This window comes from Bacteroides sp. MSK.18.37 (assembly GCF_019129155.2).
In the GTDB taxonomy this organism is placed as follows: Bacteria; Bacteroidota; Bacteroidia; order Bacteroidales; family Bacteroidaceae; genus Bacteroides; species Bacteroides ovatus.
Window position 1 is genome coordinate 1,557,333 of sequence record NZ_JAHOIB020000001.1, and the last position, 14,033, is coordinate 1,571,365.

Genomic DNA, 14,033 nt, shown 5'->3' on the forward strand with positions numbered 1-14,033 from the left:
TTTTATCATTGCAGTTGTCCCGCCGCTTTCAAATAAGCCACATAATTCACATACAATTGGAAATGGGCATCCACTTTCGTCTGATAAGCCTGCTGCCAAAGCACTTGTGCTTCCAGATAATCCGAAAGAGTTTCCAGTCCCACTTCATATTGCTTACCACTGACTTTCATATTCTCCTCTGCCTGTTCCAGCGAACGTTCGGAAAGCTCCGTTTCCAACCGGGCCTCATCCAGATTATTGGCAGCTTGCATCAACTCCAGCAACATCTTTTCATTGACATTTTCCTGTTCAAGACGAGCTTGTTCCAACTTCACTTTGGCAGACTTTACTTTATTGGTACGTTCGCCAAAATGAAACAGAGGGACAGAGACATTCAGGAATACGGAAAAAGCACCCTTTTTCATCAAAGTTTCATCATTGACTTCCAATCCGTGAAGATAATCATAACTACCTCTGACGCCGATACGCGGCAATAGTTCACTACGATTCAGCTTTACTTCCTGCTCGGCAATGGCTATTTGTTTGTTCAAGATTCCATATTCGGGACGGGCGGTAATATCAGAAACCTGCACTTTCCATTCCTGCTCCACTTCCGGAAAATCATCAGATATATCAATCTGTGCTGTCAAAGGGCGTCCGATGTAATGACAGAGATTCATACCCGCAAGACGGAGGGCGTTATCAGCCTTTCGCAAAGAAAGTTCACTCTCGTTGAGCTTCACCTGCACTTTCAGTACATCATTTTGCGGTTTCATGCCATGTCGGTGAGCACTCTTCACATTTTTGAAAAGTTCCGTTAGTAAGTTATGATATTTTTCCGCCACTTTTCTCATTTCCTTGGCTTTCACTAACTGCACGTATGCTTTATCTGTATTCAGAATAACTTCCGAAGTAGTTAAGGCTTCGTTCAAGTGTGCCATTTCTTTTCCTAGTAGTGACATTTTATAGGCGGCACGGATTTTTCCTCCCATATAAAGAGGTTGCTCCACTTGTATACCGCCCGAGTAAACAGTTCCGACCTTATAATCCAGATTCAATCCGGGAAAATAAGCGAAACCGCTCGATACCAGTTCTCCGGTAGCAGGATTGGGCAGGAAAACCGGAAGGTTTCCTCCCGGAACTCCGAGACTTCCATCCGCTGTGCTATAAATACCCGTTCCGTTGGCTGTAAAATTAGGGAAGAAATTGGCTTTATAACTAAGAGACATCAATCGGGCTGCTTCCGTCTGCTTATTAGCGGCAGCCATATCCTTATTATATTTCAGTGCCATTTCACGGCATTGTGCCAGACTTAGTTTTTCTTGCGCGGCAAGCGAAACCGACAGGCCGAACAATACACCCGCTACACTAATGGCTACAAGAATTTCTTTTTTCATTTGTCTGTCTTTTTTATATGAAAGAATAATGCATACAAAATCGGGATAAAAAGCAACGTTATCAACGTGCCGAACAGCAACCCACCCATAATAGAAGCCGCCAACGAACCGAACATGGCATCCGGCAACAATGGAATCATTCCCAAAATCGTAGTCAGCGAAGCCATCATCACAGGACGGAGACGACTTTGCGAACTGTCTATCAATGCCGTCACAGGTTCTACTCCCTGATTAATCTGCAAAGTGATCTCATCCATCAATACAATACCGTTCTTAATAATCATACCGATCAACCCCAATGTACCGACGATAGCCACAAAGTTGAATGTCTTCCCGGTAAGCAGCATTACAGCAACAACACCGACAAATACCAGCGGAATAGTACAGAAGATGATAACCGGTTTCCGGTAATCTTTGAACAGCATGATTAGAATGGATATCATCAGAATGATAGCAAACGGGAAATTCTTGAACAGATATTGCATAGACTTTGTGCTGGCGTTCCTCTCGCCTTGCCATTGAAGCCGATATCCGTCAGGCAGCGGAATCTGTTCAATCTGCGTGGCAATGGATTGCCGCGCCTTCTCCGTTTCTACCCCCGGAACAGGAGAACATTGCACCCGTTGGCTACGCTGCCCGTTATAACGGGGAACCACCGGATCTTCCCACTTCACATCAATCCGCTTACTGATTTGTTTTAACGGAGTTGTTCCCATCAACGTTTCCACCAGTTCTTCTTTTGATAGTGTTCCTGTCTTCAGTTTCATCATCATTTCCTGTGTCAGCAAACCGTTCAGAGAAGGAAGAGACGAGAATATCTGCGTATTGTCCAGGTTCTCAATCGGATTTCCGTGTTCGTCCAGGCAACGCAAGTAGATATTATCTTTGTGAATACCTTCATAGAAAGACCCGATAGGGATGCCGCTGGTAGCTGTCAATAAAGAAAGGCTTACATCGTTCCGGCTCAATCCGATAGCACGTGCCGTAGGCTGGTCATACTCAATAGTCAGCACCGGGATCTGTGGTTCCCAGTCCGTAGTAATCAGGTAAACATCCGGACAATTCTCCATAATCTTGCGGGCACTATCCGCCAACTGATGCAAAACAGCAGGGTCAGGACCGGTAAACTGCGCTTCAATAGGGTATTTTTTGAACATCAGGTTGTAGCGGTTCATCTTTACGTAAGCATCCGGATAATGTTGCGAAAGATATTGTTGAATTTCCGCCATGTTATCCACCAAATCATCCGGAGAGGTGAAGTCAATAATCAGTTCACCGTAAGATAAGGAGGGATTGGCTACGTTACGCACCAAGTTATAACGGGCAGGAGTACCACCAATAGAAGCAGTGACGTGTGTGACTTCCGGACGCTTTTTCAAGTAAGCTTCGATTTCCTCCAAGTCACGCGCCACGCGAGTGGAGTTAGTTCCTTCCGGCAATTTATATTCCATATAAAGCTGGTCGTAGACCATATCCGGGAAAAAGCCCTGCTTCATGAAACGGTAACTGAAAGCTGAAAGTAATACCAAAGCGATCATTGTAAACACAAAGCTCCAACGATGCGCCAGACTGAATGTCAACAATGAACGAAGCACGGCATAAATCTTTCCTTCATACACACGCTTTCCGGCAGCAGTTGTCGCAGAGATTTCCGGACGCAAAATCCGGTCGGCCATCAACGGAACGTGCACTAAGGCCAGCACCCAGCTAAGCAACAGGGAAACAGCGAGTACGATAAACAAATCGCGCGTATAGACGCCTGCCGTATCAGGCGACATAAAGATAGGAAGAAAAGCAATGATGGCAATCAGAGTAGCTCCCAGCAAAGGCATTGCTGTCTGCCGTCCGATAGCAGTCATTGCTTCCATCCGGCTCTTCCCGGCTTTCAAATCTACCAAAATACCGTCAATGATAACAATTGCGTTATCCACCAGCATCCCCATCGCAAGCACGAACGAGGCCAATGAAACACGCTGCATCGTACCATCCATAAAATAAAGGAACAGGAAGGAACCGAATACCGTCACTACCAGGCTGATACCGATAATCACCCCGCTCTTGAATCCCATAGCAATCATCAGGATAACGACTACGATAATCACAGATTCTATCAGATTAAGAATGAACGTCCCTAACGAAGTGCCTACGCGTTCCGGCTGATAGAAAACCTTATGACACTCTACTCCTGCCGGAAGGCGTTCAGCCTTTAGTTGCTCCAGTTTCTTTTCCACTCGATGCCCCACTTTAATAATGTCGGCATCCGGAGAAGCAGCCACCATGATTCCTATCGCACGCTGGCGGTCATAAAACAGTTCGTTGCGGGTAGGGTCTTCATAATCTTTCTCAATACGGGCAATGTCACTCAACCGCAACTGATCGGCATCATGTCCCTGAATCAGCATACGACCGATGTCCTCCACCGTCTTAAACTTATCACTGACTGTCACCCGGATACGATTATCGCCATTATCATAATAACCAGTATAAGTAGTTTGGTTCTGTCCGTTCAATGTAGCTAGCACTTCGGCGGGTTTCACACCCAAGTTGGCCATCCGGTCTTGCAGGAGAGAGATGTTAATACATTCGGGACGTTTACCGTATAAGTCAACGCGCTCCACCCCATCCAATTCACTGACTTCACGTTTCACCAGTTCTGAATAATCAGACAGTTCCCTGTCGGAAAGTCCGTCACCCGTCAAAGCGAAAAACATTCCGTAAACATTTCCAAAATCATCTTTTACAATAGAAGGACTGGCACCTTCGGGAAGTTCTGCCTGTGCGTTCGCCACCTTACGACGCAACAAATCCCAGCATTGCTCTACGTCCGTCTCTTTGACAGTCGTTTTCAGTTCTACCTGAATCAAAGAGAGATCATTGTAGGAATAACTTTCCACATTATCTATATTCCCCATGGAGCGGATATTTTTCTCCAGCACATCCGTCACTTCCAACTCTACCTGATGTGCAGACGCACCGGGATAGGTAGTGACTACCATAGCGAGCTTTACCGTTATTTCGGGATCCTCCAGTTTACTCATTTCATAACTGGAATAAGCTCCTCCTACAATCAGTACGGCAATCAGGAAGTAGATCAACTTCTTGTTCTCAAATGCCCATTTACTAATATCAATCATAGCAGTCCTCCCACATTGGTTTCAGTAGCCGGAAGAAGCGGCTCCACCTGTTCTCCCTCTTTTACATGATGTACCCCCGAAGCGACAACCAAGTCACCGGGATTCACTTCTCCTGAAGTAATCAGACATCTGCCGTCACTAAGCAGACGGGTTACTGTCACATCACAACGGCGAATAGCGTGACTGGAAGCATCATAAAGAAAGATACTCGTACGCCCGTTCTCACGAAGAATCGCTCCACCGGGAACCGACAGGTTACGCACATCTCCTTCACTACATTCGATAGTTACCATTGTATTCATGCCGGGCGATGGAACTACCTGTTTATCCTCTTTTTTCAGTTGAAGCCGCATGGTGTACAACTGATTGGCATTTGCCTTAGGGGTGACACTAATCAGTTCCAAAGCATATCTTTGATGAGGATAAATATCGAATGTACAATAGTAGCGGGTAAACTGCTGTCGACGAATATATTCCACTGCCGGAAGATTAATCTCCACCTCCGGGCTTCCCTCACTGATGATGGAAACGACGGGCATACCGGCAGCTACCGTCTCATGGGAATCAAAAAGACGTTTCTGCACATATCCGCTAAAAGGAGCATACAAACGGGTGTATGCCAACTGGTCTTTAGCATGGTTATATTTGGCGGTAATCTGTCTCAATCCGTACACGGCCTTATCGTTAGCATCCGGTGTTGTCACATTTTCCTTATAAAGTGCCATCACCCGTTCCGCCTCCGCTTTCACACTTTGATATTCTGCTTCTGCCGCATCCAGCTGAATCTGATAGTCTGTCGGATCTAATTCTGCCAGTAATTGCCCTTTACGCACATAGGCACCGTCATTTACATGCATATACTGAATAGTACCACTCACCCGGAAAGACAGACTTATGTCCTGTGCCGCTTTCACCCGTCCCGGAAACTGCAAAGCTATTTGTCTGTCGGCAGAAAGTACGGTATCAATCTTCACTGCCGGCTTACTGTCTGTGTTTTGTACACGTTGCCCACACGAAGTCAACAGAACTGCTAAAAATCCTGTTAATAAGAAGTCTAATCGTCTCATATTTTCACTTATTAGTTAGTTGCCACAAAAGTATCCCAAGCAAACATGAGGAGAAAGGTTGATTTAGACGAAACATTGTTCTATTTGTACGTTACCTAAGATAAAAAGCCGAAATAGTTTGCTATTTGTATTTATTTGTTTATTACTTTGTAAAGAAATTCATTTCAACGAAAAGGAATATGGAACCACTGATGCCATTCAAGTATGTTATAATATCTCCGGAAGATACTTCCATGAAAGAAGGATGCATTATTTCCGAATTCAACCAATGCGGACTTTTCCTCTGCCAGAAAGGACAGGCGGAAATCCTGCTGGGAGGTAGACCATATCAGATTAACAAAAGGAATCTTTTCATATATACTGCAGCCAACCTTCTACAGATACGCCAAAGAAGCGCAGACCTGGAAGGAATCATGATAGAGGTCGATCTGGATTATATCATACCGATAGTAAACAAAGTAGCCAACTCGGAAAACTTGCTTTATTTGCGGGAAAATCCCTGTCTGTCGCTTTCCGAAGAGCAATATACATTTGTAGAGAACTTGCTCAAATCTGTAGAAAAACGAATTAACAGGGAGAATATCTGTAACAGTTCCCGACAGAAACAACATTTAATTTCTGAATTAATCAAATCCTGGGGACAAGTGATATGCTATGAGTTATTAAACATCTATTTCAACAACGAACCGCAAACACCACTACCACAGGACAAAAAGGATAAGATTTTCCAAAATTTCATGATTACCCTCTATCGATATTATCATCAGGAACGGGATGTTACTTTCTATGCAAACAAGCAATGTCTGTCCGCCCGATATTTTTCTTCTGTCATCAAGGAGAAATCAGGGAGTAGTGCTTTGCAGTGGATTATACAGAATGTCATTACAGAAGCCAAATATCTGCTCGATAATACCGATTTAAGTATTAAGGAAATAGCGACCAAGCTCAACTTCCCCACACAATCATTCTTCGGGAAATATTTCAAGCAGTATGTCGGCATATCTCCTAAAGAATATCGGAACAAACTTATCAAACAGTAACTTTCTTAAACTGCCGGAACTGCCACCACAACATACCTCCGGATATAAGACTAGCCGCCAAATCTGCCACAGGCATACTGGCCCAAACACCCATTTGTCCATAATAATGAGGTAGAATCAATAAACAGGGCACTAAGAATAACATCTGTCGGGTCAGCGACAAGAAAATGGCTTTACTTGCCATTCCGATACTCTGGAAGAAGTTGGAAGCTACCATCTGAAAACCTACAATCGGATAGAAGAACACCACTACACGAAATCCCTTAGACGCAATACTGATTAATTCTGCGTCCGAAGTAAAAATGGAAGATACGATTTCCGGAATGAACATACCTATCAGGAAACCTATCGTTGTCACTACAGTTGCACAATAAATGGTTACTTTCAGTACTTCCGTCACACGAGGATAGAGCTTCGCACCAAAATTATATCCCGCAATGGGCTGCATCCCCTGGTTCAGTCCCAATACAATCATAATAAAGACAAAAACAATACGATTAACAATACCGAATGCACCGATCGCCAAATCACCTCCATGCTCTTTTAATCCCTGATTAATCAGAATCACAATAAAGCAAGACGCCATATTCATCAGGAAGGGAGACATACCGATAGCCAATGAATCCAACACGATCTTCCGTTTCAAACGGAAAATACCTTTTTTCAATCGTATCAGTTCGTCTTTGCGACAGAACAGATGAAGCTGCCAGACCAAGGCGATCAACTGCGCACAAACCGTAGCTGTGGCCGCCCCGCGAATTCCCCAGTCGAATACAAAAATAAACAAAGGTGCAAGTAATACATTGATTAACACGGTCGTGATGGTTGCCACCATCGCTTTCTGCGGATGTCCCGAGGCACGAAGCACTGCATTCAGCCCCAAATATAAATGAGTTACCACATTTCCCAGCAGAATAACCTGCATAAATTCGCGGGCATATTTGACAGTCTCATCACTTCCGCCGAAAAAATAAAGTATCGGATCAAGAAAAGGCAGAACGACCAGCGTAAAAGAGATACCTATAATAAGGTTTAATACAAACACATTTCCCAAAACCCGCTGTGCGGTATCATAATCTTTCTGGCCCAACTTCACAGAAATCAATGTAGCCGCACCTACCCCTACCAAAGAGCCAAAAGCCGCGGCAAGATTCATTAGCGGAAAGGTTAATGCTAATCCGGAGATAGCCATCGCCCCTACTCCATGACCGATGAAAATACTATCTACCATATTATAAAGAGAAGACGCCGTCATGGCGATAATTGCCGGAATGGCATACTGCATTAAAAGCTTTCCAATCTTTTCCGTACCCAACGCAGTGGGTGTCTTTTGTCCTGTCATACCTATTAGTTTGAGGGTGCAAAGATACAAAAAAGAGACGGATTACAGGATATATGAGAAAAGTTTCGTATTTTTGCCCACAAAATTGAGTTAATACGTAACGAAATGAATATATTAGAACTAAGTGAACAGGAAATTATTCGACGTAACAGTCTGAATGAGCTTCGTGCAATGGGTATTGATCCATACCCTGCAGCAGAGTATGTAACCAATGCTTTCTCTACAGATATTAAAGCTGAATTTAAAGACGACGAAGAGCCACGCCAGGTTTCCGTAGCCGGCCGTATCATGAGCCGCCGCGTGATGGGTAAAGCATCTTTCATCGAATTGCAGGACTCTAAAGGTCGCATCCAGGTGTACATCACCCGCGATGATATCTGTCCGGGAGAAGACAAGGAACTGTACAACGCTGTATTTAAACGCCTGCTCGACTTAGGTGACTTTATAGGTATCGAAGGTTTCGTGTTCCGCACACAAATGGGTGAAATTAGTATCCATGCAAAGAAACTGACTGTACTTGCAAAGTCTATCAAACCGTTGCCAATCGTTAAATACAAAGACGGAGTAGCTTATGACTCTTTTGAAGATCCCGAACTCCGTTATCGCCAACGCTATGTGGACCTGGTAGTAAACGACGGTATCAAAGAAACATTCCTGAAACGCGCCACTGTAGTGAAAACATTGCGCAACGTTTTGGATGAGGCTGGTTACACGGAAGTGGAAACTCCTATCCTGCAATCTATTGCTGGTGGAGCCAGTGCACGCCCGTTCATCACTCACCATAACTCACTGGATATAGACCTTTACCTGCGTATCGCAACAGAGCTTTATCTGAAACGACTGATCGTAGGTGGTTTTGAAGGTGTATATGAAATAGGTAAGAACTTCCGTAACGAGGGCATGGATAAAACTCACAATCCGGAATTTACCTGTATGGAACTTTATGTTCAGTACAAGGATTACAACTGGATGATGAATTTCACCGAAAAACTGCTGGAACGTATCTGTATCGCTGTAAACGGCTGTACGGAAAGCGTTGTTGACGGAAAAACGATCAGTTTCAAAGCTCCTTACCGCCGCCTGCCTATCCTGGACGCTATCAAAGAAAAGACAGGATACGACTTGAACGGCAAGAGCGAAGAAGAAATCCGCCAAGTTTGCAAGGAACTGAAAATGGAAGAAATCGACGAGACAATGGGTAAAGGCAAGCTGATTGATGAAATCTTCGGAGAATTCTGCGAAGGTACGTATATCCAGCCGACTTTCATCACCGATTATCCGGTTGAAATGTCTCCGCTGACCAAGATGCATCGTTCTAAACCGGGACTGACCGAACGTTTCGAATTAATGGTGAACGGTAAAGAGCTGGCTAATGCTTACTCGGAATTGAATGACCCGCTGGATCAGGAAGAACGTTTCAAAGAGCAGATGCGTTTGGCCGACAAGGGAGACGATGAAGCGATGATTATCGATCAGGACTTCTTGCGCGCTTTACAATATGGTATGCCTCCTACATCGGGTATCGGTATCGGTATCGACCGCCTGGTAATGTTAATGACCGGACAGACCACTATTCAGGAAGTATTATTCTTCCCGCAAATGCGTCCGGAAAAAGTAGTGAAAAAAGACGCTGCCGCTAAATATATGGAATTGGGAATCGCAGAAGACTGGGTTCCGGTGATCCAAAAAGCCGGTTACAACACTGTAGCTGACATGAAAGATGTCAATCCGCAGAAGTTGCACCAGGACATCTGTGGCATTAACAAGAAATATAAATTAGAACTGACCAATCCGTCGGTAAACGACGTAACTGAGTGGATACAGAAAATTTAATAAGTTCTTCATCCAAATCCATACAAATGAAATTACCCGGCAAGATAGCGATAATGGGCGGAGGAAGTTGGGCTACAGCCATCGCAAAGATGTGTCTGGCCCAGGAAGACTCTATCAATTGGTATATGCGGCGAGACGACCGCATTGCCGATTTTAAACGATTAGGGCACAATCCGGCTTATCTGACAGGAGTGAAATTCGATACAAGACGCATCACGTTCAGTTCCAACATCAACGATGTGGTGAAAGAATCGGATACACTGATTTTCGTCACTCCCTCTCCTTATCTGAAGGCGCATCTGAAAAAACTGAAAACCAAGATAAAAGATAAGTTTATCATCACCGCTATCAAAGGAATCGTACCCGATGACAACGTTATTGTATCGGAATACTTCACAAAAGAATATGGTGTACCACCAGAAAATATAGCAGTCCTTGCAGGTCCCTGCCACGCAGAAGAAGTAGCCTTGGAACGCCTCTCCTACCTGACTATCGCCTGCCCTGACAAAGACAAAGCACGTATCTTCGCACGTCGTCTGGGAAGCAGCTTCATCAAAACATCTGTCAGTGATGACGTAGCGGGTATCGAATACAGTTCGGTACTTAAAAACGTATATGCCATCGCTGCCGGTATCTGTAGCGGTCTGAAATATGGCGACAACTTCCAGGCTGTTTTGATCTCCAACGCCATTCAGGAGATGAACCGTTTCTTGAATACGGTGCATCCGTTGAACAGAAACGTGGATGAATCTGTTTATCTAGGGGATTTATTGGTGACCGGTTACTCCAACTTCAGCCGCAACCGAACTTTCGGAACGATGATAGGTAAAGGGTATTCCGTTAAGAGTGCGCAAATTGAAATGGAAATGATTGCGGAAGGTTACTATGGTACGAAATGTATCAAAGAAATCAATAAACATCATCATGTCAATATGCCGATACTGGACGCAGTGTACAACATTCTGTACGAACGTATCTCACCAATGATCGAGATTAAACTGTTGACTGACTCTTTTAGATAAAAAAATATTAAGTATTAAGTATTAGGCATTAAGTATTACCCGCAGGTACTCATACTTGACAATCCATACTTGATGACTAATACTTAATACTTAAAACTTAATACTTAAAAAATATGATTAGTTTAAACATTGAAAAAACATTTGGATTCATCTCCAAAGAAAAGGTTTTTGCTTACGAAGCTGAAGTAAAAGCCGCACAGGAAATGCTTGAAAAAGGTACAGGCAAAGGTAACGACTTTTTAGGATGGTTGCATTTGCCTTCTTCTATCACTAAAGAACACCTGGCCGACCTGAACGCTACTGCAAAAGTATTAAGAGACAATTGTGAAGTAGTAATCGTAGCCGGTATCGGTGGTAGCTATCTGGGTGCCCGTGCCGTCATCGAAGCTTTGTCTAACAGCTTCACTTGGTTGCAGGAAAAGAAAACAGCTCCTGTCATGATCTATGCAGGACACAATATCAGCGAAGATTATCTGTACGAACTGACTGAATATCTGAAAGACAAGAAATTCGGTGTCATCAATATCTCCAAATCAGGAACTACTACTGAAACAGCTCTTGCTTTCCGCTTGCTGAAAAAGCAGTGTGAAGATCAGCGCGGCAAAGAAACTGCAAAGAAAGTAATCGTTGCCGTGACAGATGCCAAGAAAGGTGCTGCCCGTGTAACAGCCGATAAAGAAGGATACAAAACATTCATCATCCCCGATAACGTAGGCGGACGTTTCTCTGTCCTGACTCCGGTTGGTTTGTTGCCTATTGCAGTGGCCGGATTCGATATCGACAAACTGGTTGCCGGTGCTGCCGACATGGAAAAAGTATGTGGTTCGGACGTTGCATTTGCTGAAAACCCTGCTGCTATCTACGCTGCTACCCGCAATGAGTTGTACAGAAATGGTAAGAAGATCGAAATCCTCGTTAACTTCTGCCCAAAACTGCACTATGTAAGCGAATGGTGGAAACAGCTTTACGGAGAATCTGAAGGAAAAGACAATAAAGGTATCTTCCCTGCATCGGTAGATTTCTCAACAGACCTCCACTCTATGGGTCAATGGATTCAGGAAGGCGAACGTTCTATCTTTGAAACGGTGATTTCAGTAGAGAAGGTTAACCACAAACTGGAAGTTCCTTCTGATGAAGCAAATCTGGACGGCTTGAATTTCTTAGCCGGCAAACGTGTGGACGAAGTGAACAAGATGGCCGAATTGGGAACACAGTTGGCTCACGTAGACGGTGGTGTACCTAATATGCGTATCGTACTTCCGGAATTGAGCGAATACAACATCGGTGGTCTGCTCTATTTCTTCGAAAAGGCTTGCGGTATCAGCGGTTACTTGTTAGGCGTGAATCCATTCAACCAACCGGGTGTGGAAGCATACAAAAAGAATATGTTTGCGTTGCTTGACAAACCGGGGTATGAAGAAGAATCTAAAGCAATCCGTGCAAAACTGTAATCAAGAACGTTTTTATAAACGGTGAACTATAAACAATGAACGGTGAACAACTATGCTATATGCATGGATTTGTTCACCGTTCATTATTCATTGAAATCCAAAATGGAGACATTCCTAAATGTCGCTATTTAGTTACAATTTACCGACTTACTTTGTTAGTTGCTACCACTCGTCAATTTTCACTTATCATCCTCCGCTTTCGTCTTTAAGCCGATTTCTTCCTGTGCTCCTTCACATTCGGCTTTGGAAGAAAGATAGAACTCTAATTTTACATCGCCGTTCTTATCTACTTGTTTGATGGTCGCAATCACCATAATTTTGGCTTTTGACACACCATCCTTAAAACGAAGCTGCCCCTTTTCCACATCTGTCAGATTTCCCTCTGTAGATACTTCTGTTTTCTCAAAGATAAGTTTAGTATCCACTTCATCATCATTCTGAAGTCTAAAGGTTTTCAGTTCAGCTCCATTTCCATCCAAAAGCAGAAGAGCTTTCACTTCATCTCCCACCTTCAAGGCCGGCAGTTCGTCCCTCTGATTTGCATAGTCTTTTTCACCGGAACCGGAATTTTCATCATCCGATTCAACCTTTGCATAAAGCTTTTCTATCTTGATAACAGGACTTTCCCCGCTATCAGAGCAGGCGCCTAAAAACAATGGTAGCAACAATAATACTCTCTTTTTCATGCTATCGTCGAGTTTATAACGTTACAAAAATACACATATTCTTCTAAACAACAAATAATTATACAAGTAATACGCCACAATTTAGTAGTGGCGAGCAGTCTACGCGATAAGAGTTGATAGTACATACTACATGACAACTAATCACTAAACTATCTCCCCGTTCTAACTTATCTCTCGTTTTTTATCGTTATCTTTGCCTCGTATACAGTTGTAGATTAAGCGAATCAAACTAAAAAAACAAATAGAATGACAGGAAATTTATTAAAGAAATCCAGTGGATTCATATTATTATGTAGCATATCATTGCTAATGCTCGTAATGACCGGTTGCCAGGAAGCCAAACTCAAGACAGTGATCGCGGTAGCCAACAAACAGTGTCCAATAGACATGGGAGCAGTCGGTACGATCACCAGCATCATCTACGACGGGAATAATGTAGTGTACACGCTGAACATGAACGAAGAGATTACCAATATAAAGATATTGAAAGACAATCCGGAAAGCATGAAATCATCTATCACAATGATGTTTCAAAATCCGGCAGCAGATGTAAAAGAGATGCTCAAGTTGATGGCAAAATGTAATTCCGGATTACACATGATATTTGTAGGGAATAAGTCGGGCGAACAAGCAGTTTGCGAACTTACCGCCGAAGAACTGAAAGAAGTGATTAATACAAATGCCGACCCGGCACAAAGCGGACAAACAAAGCTTGAAGCACAACTGAAAATGGCGAACCTGCAATTCCCGATGCAAGCCAGCGAAGAAGTCATTGTCGAAAAGATCGAGGTCATAGGCGAATCGGTTGTTTATATATGCAGTGTGGACGAAGAATTGTGTCCCATCAGCCAGATTGAAGAAAACGCAGCAGAAGTGAAAGAGGGTATTGTATCAATGCTGGCAAGTCAGACTGATCCGGCCACCCAGTTATTCATCAAAACTTGCGTGAATAATAACAAAAACATAATGTACAGATATATTGGCAAGGAATCCGGCAAGCAACACGATGTGGTTATTCCCGTGTCTGATCTGAAGAAAATGTTCATAAAAAAATAAAATATCATCTTAAAAAGATTCTGCAA

At 43.5% G+C, this 14,033-nt stretch carries 10 protein-coding genes; 5 read left to right on the forward strand and 5 right to left on the reverse strand.

What is annotated here, in order from left to right; translation table 11 throughout:
* Nucleotides 1-5: 5 nt before the first annotated feature.
* From KSX81_RS06520 to KSX81_RS06530, 3 genes are read right to left on the reverse strand one after another with little or no spacing between them, the layout of a single operon-like run.
* Nucleotides 6-1,376, reverse strand: coding sequence for a TolC family protein (locus KSX81_RS06520; RefSeq protein WP_004299384.1), 1,371 nt, complete (start codon nt 1,374-1,376; stop codon nt 6-8).
* Nucleotides 1,373-4,510, reverse strand: a complete 3,138-nt coding sequence (locus tag KSX81_RS06525) for an efflux RND transporter permease subunit (RefSeq protein WP_004299383.1) — start codon at nt 4,508-4,510, stop codon at nt 1,373-1,375. Before KSX81_RS06525 ends, KSX81_RS06520 begins: the two co-directional genes overlap by 4 nt.
* Nucleotides 4,507-5,577, reverse strand: a complete 1,071-nt coding sequence (locus KSX81_RS06530; RefSeq protein ID WP_004299382.1) for an efflux RND transporter periplasmic adaptor subunit — start codon at nt 5,575-5,577, stop codon at nt 4,507-4,509. The genes KSX81_RS06525 and KSX81_RS06530 overlap by 4 nt, the downstream gene beginning before the upstream one ends.
* Nucleotides 5,578-5,756: 179 nt before the next feature.
* On the opposite strand from KSX81_RS06530, the gene KSX81_RS06535 reads away from it, so the two are divergent.
* Nucleotides 5,757-6,617 carry an AraC family transcriptional regulator gene (locus tag KSX81_RS06535; RefSeq protein ID WP_004299381.1) on the forward strand — a complete coding sequence of 287 codons (861 nt, stop codon included), beginning with the start codon at nt 5,757-5,759 and terminating at the stop codon, nt 6,615-6,617.
* Here the strand turns inward: KSX81_RS06535 and KSX81_RS06540 are convergent.
* Nucleotides 6,607-7,959, reverse strand: coding sequence for an MATE family efflux transporter (locus KSX81_RS06540; protein WP_004299380.1), 1,353 nt, complete (start codon nt 7,957-7,959; stop codon nt 6,607-6,609). The two genes, KSX81_RS06535 and KSX81_RS06540, sit on opposite strands and share 11 nt — an antisense overlap.
* 105 nt (nt 7,960-8,064) lie before the next feature.
* Between KSX81_RS06540 and lysS the strand changes: the two genes are divergently transcribed.
* The 3 genes from lysS (at nt 8,065) to KSX81_RS06555 (ending at nt 12,265) form a co-directional block, all read left to right on the forward strand.
* Nucleotides 8,065-9,792: a lysine--tRNA ligase gene (gene lysS / locus KSX81_RS06545; protein ID WP_004299379.1), complete on the forward strand. Its 1,728-nt coding sequence runs from the start codon at nt 8,065-8,067 to the stop codon at nt 9,790-9,792.
* Between the two features lie 26 nt (nt 9,793-9,818).
* On the forward strand, nt 9,819-10,814 hold the full coding sequence (locus tag KSX81_RS06550) for an NAD(P)H-dependent glycerol-3-phosphate dehydrogenase (RefSeq protein WP_004299378.1): 996 nt from the start codon (nt 9,819-9,821) through the stop codon (nt 10,812-10,814).
* 113 nt (nt 10,815-10,927) lie between these two features.
* Complete coding sequence (locus tag KSX81_RS06555; RefSeq protein WP_004299377.1) at nt 10,928-12,265, forward strand: glucose-6-phosphate isomerase; 1,338 nt, start codon at nt 10,928-10,930, stop codon at nt 12,263-12,265.
* A 179-nt stretch (nt 12,266-12,444) separates the two neighbouring features.
* On the opposite strand, the gene KSX81_RS06560 is transcribed toward KSX81_RS06555, so the two are convergent.
* Nucleotides 12,445-12,951: a DUF5035 domain-containing protein gene (locus KSX81_RS06560; protein ID WP_004299376.1), complete on the reverse strand. Its 507-nt coding sequence runs from the start codon at nt 12,949-12,951 to the stop codon at nt 12,445-12,447.
* Nucleotides 12,952-13,197: 246 nt separating this feature from the next.
* On the opposite strand from KSX81_RS06560, the gene KSX81_RS06565 reads away from it, so the two are divergent.
* Complete coding sequence (locus KSX81_RS06565) at nt 13,198-14,007, forward strand: hypothetical protein (RefSeq protein WP_004321920.1); 810 nt, start codon at nt 13,198-13,200, stop codon at nt 14,005-14,007.
* The last annotated feature ends 26 nt before the right edge of the window (nt 14,008-14,033 follow it).